Here is a 22858-nt window from a genome sequence, read left to right as displayed (position 1 = left end):
TAATGGGGGCGGGATTTTGTTTGCCGTAGAAAACAAAAAAGCCTGGCATATTTGCCAGGCTTTTGAACCACAATCCAGTCGAAACTGGAGCGTAATCTTCGAATTGAAGATTAACGCTTAGAGAACTGTGGACGACGACGTGCTTTACGTAGACCAACTTTCTTACGCTCAACGCAACGAGCGTCGCGAGTAACGTAACCAGCTGCACGTAGAGCAGGACGTAGAGACTCATCGTATTCCATTAGTGCGCGAGTGATACCGTGACGGATAGCACCTGCTTGACCAGAAATACCACCACCTTTAACAGTGATGTAAAGGTCTAGTTTCTCAGTTAGTTCAACTAGCTCTAGAGGTTGCTTAACAACCATACGAGAAGTTGGACGACCGAAGTAAACATCAAGGCTACGCTTGTTGATTACGATCTCACCGCTGCCTGGTTTGATGAAAACACGAGCTGCTGAGCTTTTGCGACGGCCAGTGCCGTAGTATTGATTCTCTGCCATTTTCATAATCCCCAATTAGATGTCTAGTACAGTTGGTTGTTGAGCAGCATGGTTGTGCTCAGTACCAGCGTAAACTTTTAGCTTACGGTACATAGCACGGCCAAGAGGACCACGTGGTAACATACCTTTAACAGCTAGTTCAAGCGCCATCTCTGGCTTACGATCAATTAGCTTCTCGAAGCTGATTGATTTTAGACCACCAGGGAATTCAGTGTGACGGTAGTAAATCTTACCTTTAGCCTTGTTACCAGTTACAGTAACTTTCTCCGCGTTAACAACGATGATGTAATCACCAGTGTCTACGTGTGGAGTGTATTCAGCTTTGTGCTTACCGCGTAGGCGAGAAGCGATTTCACTTGCAAGACGACCTAGAGTTTTACCTTCAGCGTCTACAACGTACCAGTCGCGTTTTACAGTTTCTGGTTTAGCAACGAAAGTTTTCATGCTAATAATTACCTATTAAAAAATTTACACTTAAGGAACAGTTAGTTCCCACTGTCTAAGAGCCCCATTCATCACCCCTTCGAGTGTTGGCAACTCTCGGCATAGTTACACAAAATCTCTATAACTAGAGGCCAGCAGTAACGGTAGGTCGCAGGATTATAGAGAAGAGCGAAGAAAAAATCACCTCTTTTTGAACAAAATCACGATTTTTTTCGTTCAACTCTTCCTAGGTCGGAAAAAGGGTTAAGCCAAGTGCTCTTTCGCTAGGTAATCATGACTTTGCATTTCAATTAAACGTGACTGGCATCGCTTAAATTCAAATTCTAACTGCCCTGAGGTATATAGTGCTTCTAACGCCACCTCAGCAGAAATAATTAACTTAACGTTACGCTCATAAAATTCATCGACCAAAGCGATAAATCGCCTTGCTGCATCGTCGATGACACCACTCATTTGCTTTACGTCTGCCAATAAAACCGTGTGATAAATACGCGACATTTCAATGTAATCATTTTGACTGCGAGCACTTTGACAAAGCTGCTCAAAAGTTGCATGTAAAACACCGTCACATGCTTCGACAACTTCAATCTCGCGGTGGTTAATTTCGATCGACGTTTCTTTCGCTTTCCCCTCTCCAGCAAGTTGGGAATAGTAGCTGAACAAATTACTGGTTGCCGCTTCGTCTAATGGGTAGTGGTAGATTTCAGCTTGTTCTAGCGTTCTAAGGCGGTAATCAACCCCACTATCCACGTTCATCACCACACAATTGGTTTCGATGAGCTTAATAGCCGGCAAGAATCGAGCGCGCTGCAAACCATTTCGATATAAGTCGTGAGGTGGAATATTAGATGTAGCGACCAATACAATCCCTCGAGCAAACAAGGCTTGGAATAAAGTCCCAAGGATCATGGCGTCTGTAATATCCGATACAAAGAACTCATCAAAGCAAATGATCTCTGTTTCAGATTTGAACTTGTCCGCCACTAACTCCAGTGGATCACTCACATCCCCTAAAGCCGTGAGTTCATCATGCACTCGATACATAAAGCGGTGAAAATGCACTCGCATTTTCTTTTGCGTTGGCAGTGCGTCATAAAAAGAATCCATCAAGTAGGTTTTCCCCCTGCCTACGCCCCCCCAAAAATAGAGCCCCTTTGGTGCGACTGGCATATCTGGCTTCTTACCAAGCAACTTTTTCCAACGACTTACATTAGGAACTGGTGCATTAAAATAATCAACCAATTGATGGTATAGATTATCAAGCGCATTCACTGCATTAGCTTGTGCCTCATCGCGCTGGAAACCAAGTGTGAGTAGATCGTTTTGATATTTTTCTTTAGGTGTCACGACAGCATTACCCGCTAAACAGAACAGACGTATTTTTCTTTATTGACTCAGAATCTCATAGTACCATGAGGCTTGAACATGTGTAACCACTCGGTAACACACATGTTAAATTACAACGATAAGGAGCAATTATGCCTTGGATTTACGCCATTGTTGGCTTACTAATCGGTGCTGTGCTTGGAGTGATTATTTGTCGCCTAACTACTCCTGACTACAAGAAACAAAAATCGGTTCAAAAAGAACTCGACGCAGCAAAATACTCTCTTGAACAACAACGTCAAGAGCTGACCGACCACTTCGCTCAAACTGCTGAAATGCTAGAAACTCTTGGTAAAGATTACACCAAGCTTTATCAACATATGGCTAAGACCTCTTCTGAGCTCTTACCTAACCTACCCGACCAAGATAATCCTTTTGCAAATAAGATCCCGCAAAAAATCGATGAATCTCAAGACACCGTCGAGAATAGCATCGAACAAGCACCTAAAGATTATGCGAGCGGTTCTACTGGCCTTTTAAAAGAGCATCAGAAAGAAATTATCGACTCCGCAGAAGTCGTAACGGCGAAAGCATCCTAACCAGTTAGGAACTTTGCAAAGGTTTTTAAGTCATAACTCTCACTGGCACCGACTTTTTAGCATTCAACAATGCGCCTAGGTCGGTTAAACACCACATAGGAGTTATTCGATGAAAAAACCTTTGCTTGCTTTAACCGTTCTATCGTTAAGCTTAAGTAGCCTCATCACCCCCATTCAAGCCTCTGCTACTCTCCCCCTTTCAGTAGATGGCCAACAGCTTCCTAGCCTTGCTCCAATGCTTGAGAAAGTAACGCCCGCCGTTGTTAGCATTGCAGTGGAAGGCACACAGGTTTCTCGCCAGCAACTTCCAGAACAGTTTCGCTACTTCTTTGGTCCAGATTTTCCATCAGAGCAAGTACAAGAACGTCCGTTTAGAGGGTTGGGGTCAGGTGTCATCATTGATGCGAAGAAAGGCCATATTGTTACAAACTATCACGTAATAAACGGTGCTGAGAAAATCCGAGTAAAACTGCATGATGGCAGAGAATATGATGCTGAACTGATCGGTGGCGATCAGCTTTCGGACATCGCACTACTCAAACTTGAAACCGCTAAGAACCTTACCCAAATCAGCGTAGCGGACTCTGACAAATTACGTGTCGGTGATTTCACCGTAGCGATTGGTAATCCATTTGGGTTGGGCCAAACCGTAACGTCAGGCATAGTTTCTGCACTTGGTCGCAGCGGACTAAATTTAGAAAATTTCGAAAACTTTATTCAAACTGATGCCGCAATAAACAGCGGTAACTCGGGTGGTGCACTAGTCAACTTAAATGGTGAACTCATTGGTATTAATACCGCTATTTTAGGTCCAAATGGCGGCAACGTTGGTATTGGCTTTGCCATTCCTTCAAATATGATGAAGAACCTCACAGAGCAAATCAAAGAGTTTGGTGAAGTAAAACGCGGCATGCTTGGCGTTCAAGGTGGAGAAATCACTTCGGAGCTAGCTGAAGCATTAGGTTATGAATCAAGTAAAGGGGCCTTTGTTAGCCAAGTAGTTCCAGACAGTGCTGCTGACGAAGCAGGCCTTGAAGCCGGAGATATTATCGTTTCAATTAACGGTAAGAAAATAAATACCTTTGGCGAGTTAAGAGCCAAGGTCGCGACCTTAGGAGCAGGTAAAGAAATCACCTTAGGCGTGATTCGCGATGGTAAATCAAAAACGTTCGACGTCACTCTTGGCGAACAACTTACCAATAAAACCTCAGCCGACAAATTGCATGAGGGCCTTGCTGGAGCTGAACTCACTAACACTACCGACAGCGATAAAGTACAAGGGGTAAAAGTGACATCAGTGGAAGACGGTTCAAATGCTCAAGCATACCAACTTGAAGCTAACGATATTATCATCGGCGTTAACCGTAAACGTGTGAAAAACCTTGCCGACTTCAGAGCTATAATTGATAAGAAGCCTGGCATACTTGCACTAAATATCCAACGTGGCGACAGAACCATCTACCTCGTTATCCGCTAAAAAACGCGAGCGAGTTAGTAAAGGGCAACCTGTTTATAGGCTGCCCTTTTATTATTTTGAGCTCTAATGCTATGCTTCGGGTTTTGGTGCTTTAGTTTTAAGCACTTAAAGGATGAGCTTTGTCGTCGACTTTGGGGAAACTATGCTGAAATTCTTGTTGCGTTCAGTAGTCTTGGGGCTTGCCACCGCGGCTCTACTACTCGTCGCACTACCTTCCTTGCGCACCAATATCTTGCCAAATGAGGCCACAAGTACAGTCAACGACGGTGCTTCCTTACAGATTTCATTTAATAATGCGGTACGTAAAGCAGCTCCTGCGGTCGTCAACATATATAGCCGTAAGTACTCTCAGAGCGATCGTTCCAAGCTTTCTACACAAGGCCTAGGTTCTGGAGTTATTGTTAGTGAGAAAGGCTACATCATCACGAACTACCACGTAGTGGCTCAAGCAGATCAAATTGTAGTCGCACTTCAAGATGGCCGAGTCGCTGCCGCGCAATTAGTCGGAAAAGACCGCCGTACTGACATTGCAATTTTACGGGTCGAAGGTGATAACCTACCTGTCATTCCGCTCAACCCCAACTATAGTGCCAAAGTTGGCGACGTTGTTTTGGCTATTGGTAACCCATATAACCTAGGACAAACCACGACCTTTGGAATTATCTCTGCGACAGGTCGCTCTTCTATCAGCATGGATGGCAGACAAGCCTTCATTCAGACTGACGCAGCGATCAACGAAGGTAACTCTGGTGGTGCTCTGGTAAACACTCAAGGTGAGCTTGTTGGTATTAATACTGCGTCTTTCCAGCAAGCAACAGAACTAGAAACGTACGGGATCTCTTTTGCAATACCTTTCCCTCTGGCCAATAAAATTATGGAAAAAATCATCGCAGATGGCCGAGTGATTCGTGGTTACATAGGTTTAGACGGACAGGATATCAATTCAGTAACATCTCGCTTACTCGGTAGTGAACATGTCGGCGGAATTATTGTTCTAGGTGTCGACCCACAAGGCCCTGGTGCAGAGGCAGGGTTCGAGGAAAGAGACATTATCTTGAAGATTGATGGACAAAAAGTGAATGGTCGACAAAGTGTATTAGATATTGTCACAAATCTAAGGCCTGGTACCACCGTCGATGTTTTGGTTCTACGTAAGGGAGAAGAGATGACACTCCCAGTTACGATTGCTGAAGACACACGCTAAACTTCTTCACAAAAAATAAACCCCGCTATATGTAGCGGGGTTTATTTTTATCTAGCGTTTATTCTGCTTCAACGTCAGGCGCTGAATCAGCATCGATTTCAATGCGAGTAACTCTTTGTAGCCCTCTCGGTAATAAAGCACCACGACGTCCTCGCTCACCACGGAAGTTCTCCAAGTCTGCAGGTTTTAACCCTAACTTTCTCTTACCAGCATATAGCGTAATTGAGACACCTTGTGGTAACGCTATTAGGTGAGAAACAAATTCCTCACGCTCTTTCGCTTTCGCTGCAGGGATATTAATGATCTTGTTCCCCTTACCTTTACTTAATTGAGGTAAGTCTTTAATTGGGAACAACAACATTCTACCTTGGTTAGTAATCGCTAAGATTTCATCACTATCTAAATCCGTAATAGCATCTGGAGCCATGATCTCTGAGCTTTGAGGTAGGTTCACTAGAGCTTTACCACTGCGGTTTTTAGACAGTAAGTCTGAGCCTTTACATACAAAGCCATAACCCGCATCGGAACCCACTAACCATAGTTGCTCTTCTTCGCCCATAATCACTTGGCGAATACTGGTTCCAGCACTGATGTTTAAACGGCCAGTAATAGGCTCACCTTGACTACGTGCCGACGGCAACGAATGAGACTCAAGTGAGTAACTTCGACCATCACTACCAAGGAATACAGCTTGTTGATTGCTCTTACCTCGAGCATGAGCCATATACTTATCACCCGACTTGTAGTTCAAGCCTTCTGCATCAACCTCATGCCCTTTAGCATGACGAATCCAACCTTTCTCAGAAAGCACAACCGTAATAGGTTCACTTGGCACCAAGTCGCGCTCTGTTAGCGCTTTCGCTTCCGCTCTTTCTACTAACGGAGAGCGACGGTCATCGCCATACTTCTCTGCATCGGCTTTAATCTCTTTCTTCAGCAGCGTATTTAAACGACGCTCAGAACCAAGCAGCAATTCAAGTTTTTCGCGCTCTTTTTCCAGCTCATCTTGCTCACCACGGATCTTCATCTCTTCTAACTTAGCAAGATGACGAAGTTTAGTATCCAAAATGGCATCAGCTTGAATATCAGTAATACCGAATCGTTCCATAAGCACAGCTTTAGGGTCGTCTTCAGTACGAATTATTTCAATGACTTCATCAAGGTTTAAGTAAGCAACCAACAAGCCTTCTAAGATATGTAGGCGAGCAAGCACTTTATCTAAACGGTGCTGTAAACGACGACGAACGGTTGTACGACGGAATTCAATCCACTCCGATAGAATCTGTACTAAACCTTTTACTTGAGGTCGGTTGTCTAGACCGATCATGTTCAAGTTAACGCGGAAGCTTTTCTCTAAATCAGTAGAAGCAAAGAGGTGGTTCATCAACTGATCGCAATCGATTCGATTCGAACGTGGCACTACCACAATTCGAGTCGGGTTCTCGTGATCAGATTCATCACGCAAGTCATCAACCATTGGCAGCTTTTTGGCTCGCATTTGGTTAGCAATTTGCTCTAGCAGTTTCGCACCAGACACTTGGTGAGGTAGCGAGGTGATAACGATGTCAGAACCTTCTTTATGCCAGACTGCGCGCATCTTGATGCTGCCACGGCCAGTGCGATAAATCTTTTCAATGTCCGACTTTGGAGAAATGATTTCTGCTTCAGTCGGATAATCCGGCCCTTGAACAAATTCCATCACATCTGGAAGTTCTGATTTCGGATTATCGATTAAGTGGATGGTCGCATCGGCTACTTCTCTCACATTGTGTGGAGGAATATCCGTTGCCATACCAACCGCAATACCTGTCACACCATTGAGTAAGATATGAGGTAAGCGAGCTGGTAACATTTGTGGCTCTTTCATTGTGCCATCAAAGTTTGGTTGCCACTCAACCGTGCCTTGACCTAATTCACCGAGCAGTACCTCAGCAAACTTAGATAGTTTTGCTTCGGTATAACGCATCGCAGCAAATGACTTAGGATCATCTGGTGCACCCCAGTTACCTTGGCCATCAACCAATGGGTAGCGATATGAGAAAGGCTGGGCCATTAATACCATGGCTTCGTAACACGCTGAGTCACCGTGTGGGTGATACTTACCCAGAACGTCACCAACGGTACGTGCAGATTTTTTGTATTTCGCAGCGGCTGAAAGACCAAGCTCCGACATTGCATAAATAATACGTCGCTGAACCGGCTTTAAACCGTCACCAATATATGGCAACGCACGGTCCATGATGACGTACATAGAGTAATTGAGGTAGGCATCTTCGGTGAACCTGCGCATAGGCAGCTGTTCAACGCCATCATAGGTAATTTCTGTCGACATTCGTTAAACCTCAGCCATATCACCGTTGTTTTGTAGCCAAGAACGGCGATCATCCGCACGTTTCTTACCTAACAACATGTCCATCATTTCCATGGTTGCTTCGTTATCGTCGATAGTTAGCTGAACCAAACGGCGAGTATTCGGGTCCATGGTAGTTTCGCGCAACTGCAGTGGGTTCATCTCACCCAGACCTTTGAATCGTTGCACGTTGATTTTGGCTTTTTTCTTAGAGAGACGCTCTAAAATGCCTTCTTTTTCATCGTCATCAAGGGCATAGAACACTTCTTTACCACAATCGATACGATATAGAGGTGGCATTGCAACATAAATGTGCCCAGCTTCCACCAACGCACTGAAGTGACGAGTAAATAGCGCGCACAGAAGAGTCGCAATGTGAAGACCATCCGAGTCCGCATCGGCAAGGATACAGATCTTACCGTAACGTAGACCTTCTAGATTATCGCTGTCAGGATCGATACCGAGTGCAACTGAAATGTCGTGAACTTCCTGTGAAGCAAGTACTTGGTCTGCAGACACCTCCCAAGTATTAAGGATTTTACCACGCAGTGGCATAACCGCTTGGAATTCACGATCACGCGCTTGCTTCGCACTGCCACCCGCCGAGTCACCCTCAACAAAAAAGATTTCAGTTCGGTTTAAGTCCTGTACGGAACAGTCGGTTAACTTGCCTGGTAGTGCTGGGCCTGACGCCACTTTCTTACGCACAACTTTTTTGCTGGCACGCATACGACGGTGCGCATTGGCAATACACACTTCAGCGAGTTGCTCTGCCAGTTGTGGCTTTTCATTCAACCACAAGCTGAACGAATCTTTCACGACACCAGAGACAAACGCAGCGGTTTGACGTGACGATAAACGTTCTTTGGTTTGGCCTGCAAACTGAGGGTCTTGAATTTTAACCGACAAAACATATGAACATCGGTCAAACACATCGTCACCGGTTAGCTTCACTCCACGAGGAAGTAGATTGCGGAACTCACAGAATTCGCGCATAGCATCAAGTAAGCCTTGGCGAAGACCATTAACGTGCGTACCACCTTGTGCGGTCGGGATTAAGTTAACGTAGCTTTCGGTGATCATCTCACCGCCTTCTGGCTGCCAAATCACAGCCCAGTTAGCCGCTTCCGTTTCTGCACTAAACTCACCGGTAAACGGTTCTTCAGGAATAACGGTATAGCCTTTTACGCCTTCGGCAAGATAGTCTTTCAGACCATCTTCGTAGTGCCATTTATAGTCCTTACCATTCACCTTGTCGGTAAAGGTAATTTCAAGTCCAGGACAAAGTACCGCCTTCGCACGCAGATTATTCACTAAGCGTGTAACAGAAAAATTAGCTGAGTCGAAGTACTTTGCGTCTGGCCAGAAATGGACACTGGTACCGCGATTACGACGTCCGCAAGTACCAGTAACCGCTAAATCAGAAACTTTATCACCGTGTTCGAATGCAATTTCATACACTTGCCCATCACGGCGAACCGTCACTTCTACACGCTTGGACAGGGCGTTTACAACTGAAATCCCCACCCCGTGTAGACCACCAGAAAACTGATAATTCTTGTTGGAGAACTTACCACCAGCGTGAAGCTTACAAAGGATCAGTTCAACACCCGAGACTTTTTCTTCCGGGTGAATATCGACAGGCATACCACGACCATCATCAATCACTTCTAGAGATTGATCTGGGTGGAGAATCACTTGCACCTTAGAGGCATGTCCGGCTAGCGCTTCATCGACACTGTTATCGATAACTTCTTGACCTAAGTGGTTCGGTCGCGCTGTATCCGTATACATCCCTGGTCGGCGACGTACTGGCTCTAAGCCATTAAGAACCTCAATGGCTCCAGCATTATATTGTTCAGTCATAATACGGAAATTTGTAATAGAGAGTTAAGTTGTAACTTTGCAGACGATTTATGAAAGCTTTTAGAAATTTAGACTAAAAAGTGACAAAAACGCTGAACATTTCAACGCTTGCTTCTGCGAAAGCTATAGGGGGAACATAGTCTGGAACAGACTCACTTATGTCAAGCGAGATAAGTAAGTTGCGAGTAAAATTATGACTCTACCCTCAATGAACTGGCGAATGTTGAACCTAATTATGATTTGGATCAGTTCTCGCTAAGAGACATAAGTGACAAACAGATTAGCAGCCTAGAGCTTGAGGAATTGAATGATTTGCTCAGGAAATCGCTCAAAGTCGACAAAGCTATGGTCACCGCCTTGTTCTACTGTCTGCAGAGAGAACGAATACTTTTCAACCGCTTGACGATAATCCAGAACTTCATCTTCTGTTTGCTGCAACAACCAAAAATCTGATGGCGATTTTATTTCCGGTACATCCAGTTGCCTCAGTTCAGCTATATGTTTACTTTCAAGTTGATAGCGCGTGTTGGTATAAGGATTAACTTGCTCACCAAGGTAGTCGACCAATAATTCATAAGGCTTCACTGCTGGGTTGACCAACACAGCACGAAAACCAAATTTAGCATTGAGCCAAGTCGACATGTATCCGCCCAGTGAGCTCCCCACTAAGCCGATGTTGTAGTTTTCTTGATGCTGTTCAACAATCTTCAGCAACTGCTGCGCCGCTTGCTGAGGAAAACAATCTAATTGGGGAATAACGACTTTGATATCTGAGCGAAACTCAGCACAGTAGCTTGCCATAACATTGGCTTTATGTGACTGAGGAGAGCTGTTAAAACCATGAATGTAGAGCAATAGCGAAGGTTTGGACATAGTTAGGGTCTGTTGATTTTTCGTGGTTAAATTTTGTTCGAGATAAAATCATTTTAGGCGAGGCGAAGACTGTGTAGCCTAGTCATTCTAAGTAAAGAGTCTTCAACGAAGCATAAAACGATTTTAACCGAACCCTTCGGGCAGCATTTGTGGTTCATTTCTACTGCGTTATCGGCTTCTCATGTAGGCTAGCTACACATCAAAGCCTCTGCCTTGTATAAACTTCCCACAAAGTGCTGCAAAAATCAGCTCGAAAGATCAACAGACCCTAGTATCCATCTGCGCTAAAGTCAGGTAAGAAAGAACCTGGGCGTAACCTTTCAACACTTGTTTCAAGTACGCCGTCTGAACGTAACTCCAGCTCTCGCCACCCAGGAGATTGCTTATCTAGCGCAAAGTCATCTGAATTTGGCTTAAACTGCACACAAGTAGAAGGTGTTGCCATCACTCTCACCCCTTCAATATCCACATCCATATCTTGATGAACATGACCACAAAGCACAGCTTTAACATTCGAGTGTTTGCGAACCACCAGCCAAAAATCTTCACTGTCCTTCAATGAGTGCTGATCTAACCAAGCACTCCCCACTAATACTGGGTGATGGTGCAACAACACCAGTGTATGGCGCTCACTGTACTCTGCGAGTTTAGTGTCCAGCAGTGCTAACTGCTGCTCACTAAGGCGACCATGCGGTACACCTACGACTTGAGAGTCGAGCATCACAACTTGCCAGTGTTCGCCAAGCAATGCGTGTTCAATATGGTGAATTTGCTGCGAAGGAAAAACACTGCCCATATTCGGCTTAAAATCATGGTTTCCCGGTAGCCAGAAACAAGGCTTATGAAGTTCTTCAATGCCATCAGCAAAACGCTGATAAGACTCACTGCTGTGATCTTGGGATATATCTCCCGTCGCTAAAATCGCATCGAACTGAACACTACGTTCAACCACGTTACGTACAACAGCTTGAAAACTGTCCAACGTACGGACACTCAAAAGACTCCCGTCTGCGGGTGCAAACAGGTGAGTGTCAGTTATTTGTAGCAACTTAATGCTAGTTGTGTCTTCTGCAGTCGACGACAATTTCAAAACTAAAACCTAATAACTCGAACTATGATTTTTTACTAAGATCTAAGGGTGCTCGACTAATACCATGCTTTAAACAAAAGGTTAGCCAATCACCTAAAAAGCGATTTACCTGTGCTTTTTCATCCTTTTGCACCATTTGACTATTTGGGTAGTCAAAACGCGCCTGAACCCGGCTCAAATGATGACTGGAAAACACTTCTGCCACACGAGCATCGTGATACAGCCTGACAGACATTTTTGGCAATGGAAATATTGGAACGTCATCACTCTGACAAATATCCACTAAAGTTGTGTACTTTGTGACTTCTGCCACTTGCAGTTGATAAGTCATGGAAGCCGCTTCATAGCATCGCACATCCCCGACACTTGGCTGGCTAGGCAGCAAAGCGTTAAGTTTGGCATAGTTTGTCTCGTAAACACGCATCAATTCAGATAAATCAACGTGATACGGCTTAGTTGCTAATTCAGCCATTGCTCTCTTAATTCCAAATAGTTCAGCTCTAACCATTGCAATGCAATGATGGTAGCTCCATTTTCTATCTTGCCATTTTTGACCTGTTGATAAGCTTCTTCTCTGCTCATCACTGTCACTCGAATATCTTCGCCTTCATAATCCAACCCGTGGATTCCTTTCGCAGTGGAAGCATCCACTTCTCCAACGAAAACATCCAACATTTCCGAGCAACCACCAGATGAAGGATAATAAGACGTAATCTTGCCAATACGCCCAACTTCAACACCAGCTTCTTCAATAGATTCACGCCTAACGACATCTTCAGCCGATTCACCGGGATCAATAATTCCAGCGACGATTTCAAGCTGCCATGGAGAGCTATGCTCTAACGCACCAACACGAATTTGCTCAATGATCACCACCTCGTCACGCACAGGATCATAAGGCAGTATTGCCGCAGCATGGCCGCGCTCAAACATCTCTCGATCTATCGCAGAGCTCCAGCCACCAGCGAACAACCGATGCTTGAAACGATACTTAACCATCTTAAAGAACCCCTTAAACAGTGTTTCTTTTGAGATTATTTCTACATCTTGCGCAGTAAACTGCGTTTGTTGGTTGTCAGACTGTTGCATTTGGCACCTCTCTGAGTGAATCTTATAGTTTACTCAGAGTTTTCCTAAACAACCAAGGACATGGCTCAACTTTTTATATAAAACTTATATTTTTAATTTAACGTTTTTACGAATAATTACTCAAAACGTTATTGATGTGTAAAAAAGCGCAAAGTTTTGAGTAAAAGGCCATCAACATGAGTTAAACTCTTGAACAGTAATTCTCTTTATATATTAGGCAGGAATAGGACTAATGAAAAAACTGCTTCCACTATTTATCAGCGCAGCGCTCGGTAGCTTATCTACATCAGTTTGGGCAGATACTCTGGCTGATATTTACAATCAGGCAAAAGACAACGACCCTCAGTTACTCAGTGCCGCAGCACAACGTGATGCCGCTTTTGAAGCAGTAACATCTAGCCGTAGTGACCTACTACCACAAATAAACTTAACTGCTGGTTATAACATCAACCGTAGTGATGTTGATACTCGTGAAAGCGACAAACTTACAGCTGGCATCAACTTCTCTCAAGAGCTATATAATCGTTCAAGTTGGGTCACTCTAGACACCGCAGAGAAAACCGCTCGCCAAGCAGATTCTGCATACGCAGCAGCGCAGCAAAGCCTAATTCTTCGTGTTTCTGAAGCTTACTTCGAAGTGCTACGTGCACAAGACAATCTCGAATTTGTACGCGCAGAGAAAGCTGCGGTTGGCCGTCAACTTGAGCAAACTAAACAACGTTTTGAAGTAGGCCTATCGGCGATCACGGATGTTCATGATGCACAAGCTCAATACGATGGCGTACTGGCTGACGAAGTACTGGCTGAAAACAATCTAGTCAACAGCTACGAATCGCTGCGTGAAATCACAGGCCAAGAACATTCCAACCTTTACGTACTTGATACTGACCGCTTTTCAGCAAGCAAGAGCAGCTCTTCTCCAGAAGCCTTAGTGGAAGAAGCACAAACCAAAAATCTTAGCCTACTGACCGCACGTATCGCGCAAGATGTGGCACGAGACAACATTGCTCTTGCAAGTTCAGGCCATCTACCATCACTGACTTTAGATGGTGGTTATAACTATGGCGACGAAAGCAACGACCAAAACTTCTCTCAGGGTGATTACAACGACTTCAACATTGGTGTGAACTTAGTTGTACCTCTATATACAGGTGGCAACATTACATCGCAAACTAAGCAAGCTGAATTTGCTTATGTTGCTGCTAGCCAAGATCTAGAAGCGACTTACCGCAGCGTTGTAAAAGACGTTCGCGCTTTCAACAACAACATCACTGCATCTATTGGTGCACTACGTGCTTACGAGCAAACTGTAGTTTCTGCCAACTCTGCACTTGAAGCGACAGAAGCTGGTTTCGATGTAGGTACTCGTACTATTGTTGACGTACTCGATTCAACTCGTCGTCTTTACGATGCGAACAAGAACTTGTCTGATGCACGTTACAACTACATCTTGAGCGTACTTCAGTTACGTCAAGCAGTCGGCTCACTGAACGAGCAAGATATCCTAGATATCAATGACGGCCTAAAAGCAGCTGCTGCAGCTCAATAAACGTCGTCGCAATCAATAGTTAAAAAGCCACTGAACTTCAGTGGCTTTTTTTGTTTTGAGTCTTATACGACCAATCAACATAAACAAAAACGCCAGCGAATCGCTGACGTTCTTACATAGTAAGCAGTGTTAACAGCGATACTAGCCGCGGCCACCTTTAATGGCATCGATAATTTCAGTCGTTGAGCAACCTTCTTCGAAGTTAAGTACTTTCACTTCACCGCCCGCAGCTATCACTTCTTTACCGCCTGCAATCTCTTCTGGCTTGTAATCACCACCTTTCACTAACATGGTTGGCAATACTTCCGAGATCAAACGCTGTGGTGTATCTTCACTAAATGGAACAACCCAATCGACAGCGCCAAGACCTGCCAATACAGCCATGCGGCGATCGGTTGGGTTAACTGGTCGGCCAGGTCCCTTCAATCGTTTCACTGACTCATCAGTATTAACCGCAACAATTAGCTTATCACCAAGTTGAGCCGCATGGTTTAAGTAAGACACATGGCCTGCATGCAAGATATCAAAACAACCGTTGGTCATAACAACCGTTTCACCTTTAGCGCGAGCCTGCTTCACCGCTTCAATCAACGCTGGTTCGGTAATCACACCATAATCGGTATCTTGGCTACCGTGAATCGCTTCAGCCAGTTCAATAGTCGATAGCGTAGAAGTTCCTAGTTTACCGACAACCACACCAGCGGCTGCATTAGCTAATGCGCACGCTTGGTCGAGCGGCTTACCCGCAGCGACTGAAGCCGCTAGTACAGAGATAACGGTATCGCCCGCACCAGTCACGTCATACACTTCTTTCGCTTGAGTCGGTAGATGGAACGGTTCTTCACCACGACGAAGCAACGTCATACCATGTTCACTACGTGTCACAAGCAACGCTTCAAAGTCATACTCATCAATCAGCGCTAAACCTTTTTCAACCAGCTCCTGATCCGACTTCACTTTACCAACTACATGTTCAAACTCGGCCATGTTTGGCGTGAGTAGTGTCGCACCACGATAACGCTCAAAGTCCGCGCCTTTAGGGTCGATGAAAACTGGTACGTTCGCCGCACGTGCTTTTTGAATGAACTGCTGCACGTGTTCAAGAGCCCCTTTAGCATAATCCGACAAAATCACGGATTTTACCTTTGGTAGCGCTTGCTCCATGCGAGACAAAATCAATTCAGCATCTGTGTTTTCAAACTTATCTTCAAAATCCAAACGAATCAGCTGCTGACCTCGACTGAGGACACGAAGCTTAGTAATGGTTGGGTAATTTGGTAGAGCCACAAAATCACACGTTACTTTCAGTGAAGTTAGCGTTTCAGTCAGAACCTTGGCAGGTTCGTCCATACCGGTCAAACCAACGATATGTGCATGTCCGCCCAGGGAAGCAATATTCATCGCAACGTTTGCCGCACCACCGGGACGCTCTTCATTGTTCTCTACTTTCACTACAGGTACTGGAGCTTCTGGCGAAATGCGCCCCGTTGGGCCATACCAGTATCTATCTAGCATCACATCACCGATGATCAGAACACCAGATTCGCTGTAATCAGGTAGGATTGGTTTCATTGTGGATCTCCAAAATTCAATACAAGGCGAAGTGTAACACAGGGATTTTTGTCACTAAATGTTTGCTTAGCATTAACCTAACCACTGATTCCAAACTTGAATGACCACCTGACGCTCACGTTGATACTTGTCTTCCGCTACATCAGCATCGAGGTTGAGTAAATTTCGGTGGTGGATTTCATCACGCAAAGTGGTATAGGCGTGAGTTAATGCCATAGCTTGCTCTTCTTCAAGCACTCCTTGAGCCATCATAGATTCAAAGATACGAACATTGTCAGACCAACGTGTTAATTTCGGTTTCTGATGACTGTAGTTCAGAACCAAATATTGAGCGAGGAACTCAACATCGGTAATACCACCGGGGTCCTGCTTGAGCATAAAACGACCCGCTTTCTTGCCCCCTAAGTGATCACGCATTTTGAGCCTCATGTCCACGACGTCTTTTTTCAACTTAGCCTCATCACGCTCTAAACACATGATGTCACTGCGCGTTTTTGCAAACGCTTGTTGTAGTGGCGCATCTCCGTAAATCATACGGGCGCGGACTAGCGCCTGATGTTCCCATGTCCATGCATCATTATGCTGATATTCGTCAAAGGCTTCGGTTGGACTCACCAATAAACCAGAAGCACCAGAAGGTCTCAAACGAGTGTCAACTTCATACAAAATGCCTGATGCTGTACGAGTCGAAAAGATATGGATGATGCGCTGGGCTAATCGAAGGTAAAACTGTCTGCCATCAATTTCTTTCTTGCCATCGGTGTAAGCACTCACAGGGCAATCATGCATAAATACGATGTCGAGATCAGAGTTATAACCTAGCTCCCAGCCACCAACTTTCCCGTACCCAACCACAGCGAACCCTTTACCTTCCCTATCTTTAATATGAGTAGGTTCACCATATTTTTCTGCCATTTGCTGCCACGCCTGATGTACCACGGACTCAACAATCGCCTCAGCAAGATAAGTCAGGTGGTCGCTCACTTTCATTACAGGCAACACTTCTGCAATGTCAGCAGCAGCAATCCGGAGAATACAAATTTGTTTGAATTGACGCAGCGCTTCCATTTGCTGCTCCATGTCATCTTCCGGAATTCGAGCCAAATAGTCTCGTAGTTCAGTTTTGTAAGACTCTAATGGCACAGGGTTGTATAGCTGCTGAGGATCGATAAGCTCATCCAGAAGAATTGGGTAGCGACCTAATTGCTCTGAAATCATAGGGCTTGCGGTACAGAGTCGAACTAACTGCACTAGGGCTGCAGGATGCTCTTCTAGTAGTTCAAGGTAAGTCGTTCGAGTAACTATTTTATGTAGTAGATGGAGGACACGACTTAGACCAAATTTAGCATCCTTATGGGAGAAAATAGCGTGAAACACCTTAGGCATAAGACGATTCAGAACTTCTCGTCCTCTAGGCCCTAAGGTTTTCTTTGCTAAGTCTTTTTTAAACTGAATAATGGTCTTTGCCAGCGAGCTTGGTTCGTCGCTAGTAATGTCGGTCTGCAGAATATGCTCTATCACGTCAGGCTTATGAGCCATATCCCAGAGCTCGTGGTAGAAAGGCTCAATAGTACCGGCTTCTTCCTCATCGTCACCGATTAATTGTTCAAACACCACATGGACTTGGGCCATATACCGTTTCACATCTTCAACAAGCGAAGGCCAATCCTGATAGCCCATCGCGACGGCTAACTTCAACTGTTCTACTTCAGAATCTGGTAAGGTCTGAGTTTGTTTGTCGGCCATTGCCTGAAGTAGGTTTTCTAAACGACGTAAAAAGAGGTAGCTTTGCGTCAGGTTATCGACTTCTTTCTCTTCAAGCTGCTGCAGTTCTTTGATCGCTTGCAAGGTTTGTAATAGGCCTCGCCCACGCAGACTTGGCTCTCGACCACCGCGAATTAGCTGGAACACCTGAGCAATAAACTCAATTTCTCGAATGCCACCGGCTCCGAGTTTAATATTATTGCTTAAACCGCGGCGCCTAACTTCACTGCTGATCATTGACTTCATACGGCGCAGCGATTGAATAGCACTAAAGTCGATATAGCGACGGAACACGAATGGTCTTAGCATTTGACGCAGTTCTTGGTACTCAGGGTACATTTCACTGCCCATTACGCGTGCTTTAATCATCGCGTAACGCTCCCAATCCCGACCCTGTTCTTGATAGTAATCTTCCAAAGCTGCATAGCTCATTACGAGCGGGCCACTCTCGCCAAATGGACGCAATCGCATGTCGACGCGATAGCAAAAGCCATCAAAGGTCTGTTGATCGAGCGCTTTAATCACTCGCTGTCCTAAGCGAGTGAAAAACTGAGCATTAGCAATGCTACGGCGGGCACCTTGAGTTTCGCCGTTCTCGGGGTAGGTAAAGATCAGGTCGATATCAGAAGAAAAGTTCAGCTCACCACCACCCAGCTTGCCCATACCGATAATCAGCATTGGTTGAGCTTCGCCTTGCTCGTTGCATGGCGTACCCCACTCTTTACAACACGCTTCATATTGCCAACGATAAGTTTCGAAGATCATTGCTTCAGCTAAGCTAGATAGATGTTCAAGGCTTTGCTCTAGAGGCCACATTTGAGTGAAATCACGCCAAGCAATATAGGCCATTTCACGATTACGGAATTGGCGCAGAACACGATGCCCACTCATTTCATCACTGCAATTAGCCAACAAAGCGGCCAAACGCTCTCGATAGTGCTCACTTCGCTGTTTCTCGGATAACATGTCTGGCAACTGCTGCGCCAAATGTTCATCACGAGACAAAACTTCAACGACAAACTGGCTAAGCCCTGCGATGTACTTCAGCTCGTCTTTACGAGTTTGAGTCCATGATTGAAATGCATCTGGAAATTGGTTCAAAAGAGACTCAACAGCGGTTTGAGAATGAGACTGTAACTCCGAAGGCAATTGCATGATTCTTCCTTGTGCTAAGTGATAACCGTAGTTATATCAAACTTACGGGCATAAAAAACGCCTACTTAACACTAAGTAGGCGTTTTAACTGCATTAATAGTATGGAATTAGACCTTGAACGATGTGATCTTACGATCCAGCTCTTCTGCGTTGTTCTGCATGATTTCTGACGTTTCGAGCAGCTCTGTCACCACAGTCACTGACGCTTCCACCAGCTCACGAACATTGGTCAGATTCTGGTTCATCTCTTCCGCTACACTACTCTGTTGACCCGCAGCCGTCGCAATTTGGAAGTTCATATCATTAATTTGAGTAACTTGACTCACAATGCCATCTAACTCACTGCCAGCGTTAGTCACAAGTTCTACACCTTCAGCAGCTTCGACAACACTTTTCTCCATCAGCTCAACTGCTGACGACGCACTTGTTTGCAGCTGAGAAATCATTTCTTGGATCTCCACTGTTGCTTGTTGAGTACGTTGAGCTAAGTTACGCACTTCATCGGCTACGACAGCAAAACCTCGGCCAGCTTCACCCGCGCGTGCCGCTTCAATTGCAGCATTAAGTGCCAGCAAGTTTGTCTGCTCAGAAATGCCTTGAATAGTCCCTACTACGCTGCCAATCGATTCAACGCGCTCTTCAACCTCGTTTACAGCTTGTGCTGAAGAAGAAATATCGCTTGAAAGCTCACTCATTTTGGTGATGGTACCGCGAACAAATTGTTGACCTGTCTGCGCTTGACCAGACGCACTTTCCGTCAAACTAGATGCATTTTGCGCATGGTCGGCAACGGTTTGAACTGTTGAACTCATTTCGCTCATCGCCGTTGCTAGCTGATCGATTTCATTGAATTCTTCTTGCGCCGATTCTTTAGTTTCAGACATGCTAAGAGTCATGACTTCCGTCAGCGTTGCGAGTTCCTGCGAAGACTCCACCTGCATCTTAATCATTTCTTGTAATTGACGGCGTGTCTTTTCTAGCTCACGAGCGACGTCACCGTACTCATCTTTACAATCCATCGAAATTTCAACTGACAGATCTTTGCTCGCCATCTGCTGAATGGACTGGCTGAGGTATTGGGTTTGGCGAAGCATAATGCGCGCTGCTGCAAGCAATAACACCACAAATACGATGATCATTATCGCGGTTTGCCACGCCACTTGTACTAAATACGCTTCATAATGTTGCTGTGCGACCTCTGTATTTTGCGTCGCGGCAACCAATGAATCATAAAACGTACTCGCATCCCATAACTGCTTAGCAATGATCAGCACCGTACTGAACACCATTAGCATCACCATTTTAGGCACGAGACGAATATCCGTAATCACTCGTTCCCATGGCTTAAATGCCATTTTTGCCATTATCCTTTCTCCACTCGTTTGCCCACTTTCTAGCAACAATTTTTCACTCTTACTGCTACTTAGTGATATAAATTATCTACGCCACAACACTGACTGCCCTGAACGACTCAAATTAGGTCTGCTATTTATTTCGAGCCTCGTATGAATAAAGATGATATCAAAGACAACACCAAACCGATGAGCTTGCTGTCACTTATTCTGTCATTCATGGCGCTATTTGTGATCTCTGGCCTGCTGTTTGTTCCAATTAGCGATCAGGCTCGACAAGTTCTCATCGGCCTCGATTTCGTTATCTGTAGTATTTTCATCTTACAACTGAGCATAGATTTGATCCGATCCACAGATCGTATGAAATTCATGCAACGGCATTGGATAGACTTTCTCGCCAGCATTCCCATGATCGAGCCGCTACGTTACGCGCGCTTATTCCATATTCTGCGCGTCGTATTAGTGATTCGATCCAGTAAATTGATCATTTCGCAGTTAATCACAAATCGCCGAGAAACCACCCTAGCTTCTATATTACTGCTGTTGGTTATGCTGCTAACCATAGGCTCAAGCATGATGTTGTTTATCGAAGGCAAAAACCCCGCCGCTAACATCCAATCTGGAGGCGATGCATTGTGGTGGGCTCTGGTCACGATTTCTACCGTTGGGTACGGTGATCACTTCCCTGTAACCGACGCTGGTAAAGTGCTGGCTTCAGGGTTAATTCTTTGCGGGGTGGGATTGTTCGGTATGATTTCGGGCTTGATCACGTCACTGATCACCTCACCGACCAAACAGCAAAATGAACGTTCTGAAAACAAAGAACGTCTGCTGTTGAAACTTGTCAGCCAACAAGAAGAGATTCTGCAGCGCTTATCAGCACTTGAAGAAAAACAAAACGATGGACAAAAAAATAGGACGTCATCGCGTCCTATTTCTGAAGATTAATCTCGCCAGTACGGTTCAGCTTCTACGCTGATTAAGCGAGTCTGCTCCATAGCGTGCAAGATTGAGGTCTCTTGACGAACTAGCCAACGTTGTAGCTGCTCTTGCTCCTCTCCTTCTAGCTTACCCACTAGCTTCTCTAATGGCTTAAGCATCAGAAGGTCATCAATCCCTTGCATTAAGTCTGCCCAAGGAAGCCTAAAGCTATTACGCTCTTCTGAATCGTATAAGCTAGCGAAACCAACACCCGTATATAGATTGCGCATTAAGCGGTATTGCTGCTCAACATATTCATCACTACTCAACACCCTTTCTGGTGGAAAAGCTTCCATCAGTTCAGCCCATGTTCTATCAAGCTGCTTCTCAGAAAAATGCTGAATGTTGAGCGCCATTTGTTCACGAGCTTTATCGTCCAAAAACGGCTGCCAACCTCGAGTAAGAATCCAACGACTTAAATCAAGCAATAAACCAGTATAGCGAGCCGACGACAGCAGCTGTAGATTCTCTTCCCGAGTAGGAAGTTCTTCTTTCAACAGCTTCAGTTCACCCACTAGGAACTTTCTCGCATCAAGTTTACGCAGCACGTGGCCTTTATCTTCCAGCAAATCCTCAAGATAATCGTATGACTTCAACCATACTAATTCTTGCTCTAACCACTTAAGCTCTTGGCGCAATATCGCACTCGCTCGACGTGGAACTATCCCACCATAAATAGTTAAGGTTTGGCGGATAAAGCTCAATGCGTGGCTGATTTCGTGCAGTGCTGCCACCGACTCTTGCTCGGTATAAATTTGCTCATGGCGATGCCAATGTGAAAGTGCATGTTCTAGCGAGTGAATAAAGCACGATTCAACCGTGTCATTTTTATCCGTATCAACAAGAGAAAGCGGTTGTACATCATCACCTTTGTGGTCATAAGCCAATCGATACCCTTTCGCAGCCTTACTTAGGTTACCTAAACGCATACCACCGTCTTCATTAAACATGCGCGCTAACGTAAACAGTGCATCGGTTTGGCCTGACTTAAGTTCAAACTCGACTTCGCAAACGGGCTCTTCTTTGTCACCGGCTATCACTGCACCTTGGTCGAACGCAATTTCCACTTGGCTACCATCAGCCATACCCACCAGCCATTGCTCACGAGTGAAATTGGTCGAAAAAAGGGCAATGAGTTGAGATTGAAGCGTATCGATATCTCGGCCTGATGGCCAAATATCTGCAGGGTGAAGCGAGAGTTGTGGTTCATTGCAGGTGTGCTCTGCATTGTATTCAGGTCTTTGGTGTAACCCAGCGACGACGCGACCAGAGGTTTTTACCGTTTGAACAAACACATCATCAAAGCGTCGAATTCGAAGCCCTGTGTCATGCTGGCGCAGCCAATTGTCCGGCGTATCAAAGTAAGTATTTCCTAGCTCACGACAACTGTGCTGAAGTACTTTCGTTTCAGCGATTTTTTCACGCAATGTTGCTGAAAAATCAGGAGAAACAAAAAACTTCAGTTCTATCTCGGTTTCCATAGTTTTACCTTTCAAAGCAGATAGGAACAGGATATTGCCTATTTCTTTACTGAGCAAGTGACAAATATCGCCCGAATGATGATCTAAAACAGTTTTAAAGAGGGATTTAATGCGTTAACATGCGCGCCTTTATAGCCATCGTTCAACATTTCGCCACGAAATGGTGTATGTTCTTTTAAGGTT

The 22858-nt window shown here is 45.0% G+C and carries 18 protein-coding genes; 5 read left to right on the top strand and 13 right to left on the bottom strand.

The features are described 5' to 3' along the window. Window positions 1-110: 110 nt before the first annotated feature. From rpsI to zapE, 3 genes are all read right to left on the bottom strand, one after another. Entirely contained in the window at window positions 111-503 is a 393-nt protein-coding gene (rpsI, locus tag J4N42_RS02490; RefSeq protein ID WP_252029496.1) for a 30S ribosomal protein S9, read from the bottom strand. A 15-nt stretch (window positions 504-518) separates the two neighbouring features. Then, window positions 519-947, bottom strand: coding sequence for a 50S ribosomal protein L13 (gene rplM / locus J4N42_RS02485; protein ID WP_252029495.1), 429 nt, complete (start codon window positions 945-947; stop codon window positions 519-521). A gap of 243 nt (window positions 948-1190) precedes the next feature. Beyond that, entirely contained in the window at window positions 1191-2294 is a 1104-nt protein-coding gene (gene zapE / locus J4N42_RS02480) for a cell division protein ZapE (protein ID WP_252029494.1), read from the bottom strand. Between the two features lie 131 nt (window positions 2295-2425). On the opposite strand from zapE, the gene zapG reads away from it, so the two are divergent. From zapG to degS, 3 genes are all read left to right on the top strand, one after another. After that, window positions 2426-2872: a Z-ring associated protein ZapG gene (gene zapG / locus J4N42_RS02475; protein ID WP_252029493.1), complete on the top strand. Its 447-nt coding sequence runs from the start codon at window positions 2426-2428 to the stop codon at window positions 2870-2872. Between the two features lie 109 nt (window positions 2873-2981). Beyond that, complete coding sequence (locus tag J4N42_RS02470) at window positions 2982-4349, top strand: DegQ family serine endoprotease (RefSeq protein WP_252029492.1); 1368 nt, start codon at window positions 2982-2984, stop codon at window positions 4347-4349. 142 nt (window positions 4350-4491) lie between these two features. Further along, window positions 4492-5553 carry an outer membrane-stress sensor serine endopeptidase DegS gene (degS, locus tag J4N42_RS02465; protein WP_252030770.1) on the top strand — a complete coding sequence of 354 codons (1062 nt, stop codon included), beginning with the start codon at window positions 4492-4494 and terminating at the stop codon, window positions 5551-5553. Window positions 5554-5611: 58 nt separating this feature from the next. Here the strand turns inward: degS and parC are convergent, their stop codons facing one another. From parC to nudF, 6 genes are all read right to left on the bottom strand, one after another. After that, the gene (gene parC, locus J4N42_RS02460) at window positions 5612-7885 is read right to left on the bottom strand and encodes a DNA topoisomerase IV subunit A (RefSeq protein ID WP_252029491.1); all 2274 of its coding nucleotides are present in this window, start codon (window positions 7883-7885) and stop codon (window positions 5612-5614) included. A gap of 3 nt (window positions 7886-7888) precedes the next feature. Further along, entirely contained in the window at window positions 7889-9769 is a 1881-nt protein-coding gene (gene parE / locus J4N42_RS02455) for a DNA topoisomerase IV subunit B (RefSeq protein ID WP_252029490.1), read from the bottom strand. A gap of 288 nt (window positions 9770-10057) precedes the next feature. Next, entirely contained in the window at window positions 10058-10642 is a 585-nt protein-coding gene (gene yqiA, locus J4N42_RS02450) for an esterase YqiA (protein ID WP_252029489.1), read from the bottom strand. A gap of 268 nt (window positions 10643-10910) precedes the next feature. Continuing rightward, window positions 10911-11732, bottom strand: coding sequence for a 3',5'-cyclic-AMP phosphodiesterase (gene cpdA / locus J4N42_RS02445; RefSeq protein ID WP_252029488.1), 822 nt, complete (start codon window positions 11730-11732; stop codon window positions 10911-10913). Window positions 11733-11754: 22 nt separating this feature from the next. Next, window positions 11755-12204 (bottom strand): DUF1249 family protein, encoded by a 450-nt coding sequence (locus J4N42_RS02440; RefSeq protein WP_252029487.1) that lies wholly within the window; start codon window positions 12202-12204, stop codon window positions 11755-11757. Then, window positions 12192-12821, bottom strand: a complete 630-nt coding sequence (gene nudF, locus J4N42_RS02435; protein ID WP_252029486.1) for an ADP-ribose diphosphatase — start codon at window positions 12819-12821, stop codon at window positions 12192-12194. Before nudF ends, J4N42_RS02440 begins: the two co-directional genes overlap by 13 nt. Window positions 12822-13053: 232 nt before the next feature. Between nudF and tolC the strand changes: the two genes are divergently transcribed. After that, window positions 13054-14370 (top strand): outer membrane channel protein TolC, encoded by a 1317-nt coding sequence (gene tolC, locus J4N42_RS02430; protein ID WP_252029485.1) that lies wholly within the window; start codon window positions 13054-13056, stop codon window positions 14368-14370. Between the two features lie 141 nt (window positions 14371-14511). Here tolC and hldE read toward each other — a convergent pair whose 3' ends face one another. From hldE to J4N42_RS02415, 3 genes are all read right to left on the bottom strand, one after another. After that, complete coding sequence (gene hldE, locus J4N42_RS02425; protein WP_252029484.1) at window positions 14512-15942, bottom strand: bifunctional D-glycero-beta-D-manno-heptose-7-phosphate kinase/D-glycero-beta-D-manno-heptose 1-phosphate adenylyltransferase HldE; 1431 nt, start codon at window positions 15940-15942, stop codon at window positions 14512-14514. Between the two features lie 72 nt (window positions 15943-16014). Further along, a complete protein-coding gene (gene glnE, locus J4N42_RS02420) occupies window positions 16015-18861 on the bottom strand; it encodes a bifunctional [glutamate--ammonia ligase]-adenylyl-L-tyrosine phosphorylase/[glutamate--ammonia-ligase] adenylyltransferase (RefSeq protein WP_252029483.1) in 2847 nt (948 codons plus the stop codon). 107 nt (window positions 18862-18968) lie between these two features. After that, on the bottom strand, window positions 18969-20225 hold the full coding sequence (locus J4N42_RS02415; protein WP_252029482.1) for a methyl-accepting chemotaxis protein: 1257 nt from the start codon (window positions 20223-20225) through the stop codon (window positions 18969-18971). Window positions 20226-20366: 141 nt separating this feature from the next. On the opposite strand from J4N42_RS02415, the gene J4N42_RS02410 reads away from it, so the two are divergent. Continuing rightward, window positions 20367-21161 (top strand): potassium channel family protein, encoded by a 795-nt coding sequence (locus tag J4N42_RS02410; protein ID WP_252029481.1) that lies wholly within the window; start codon window positions 20367-20369, stop codon window positions 21159-21161. Here J4N42_RS02410 and J4N42_RS02405 read toward each other — a convergent pair. Continuing rightward, window positions 21158-22675: a CYTH and CHAD domain-containing protein gene (locus J4N42_RS02405; protein WP_252029480.1), complete on the bottom strand. Its 1518-nt coding sequence runs from the start codon at window positions 22673-22675 to the stop codon at window positions 21158-21160. The genes J4N42_RS02410 and J4N42_RS02405 overlap by 4 nt on opposite strands. Between the last annotated feature and the right edge of the window lie 183 nt (window positions 22676-22858).

The organism is Vibrio sp. SCSIO 43135 (assembly GCF_023716665.1).
In the GTDB taxonomy this organism is placed as follows: Bacteria; Pseudomonadota; Gammaproteobacteria; order Enterobacterales; family Vibrionaceae; genus Vibrio; species Vibrio paucivorans.
This window is presented reverse-complemented; position numbering and strand designations above follow the sequence as displayed.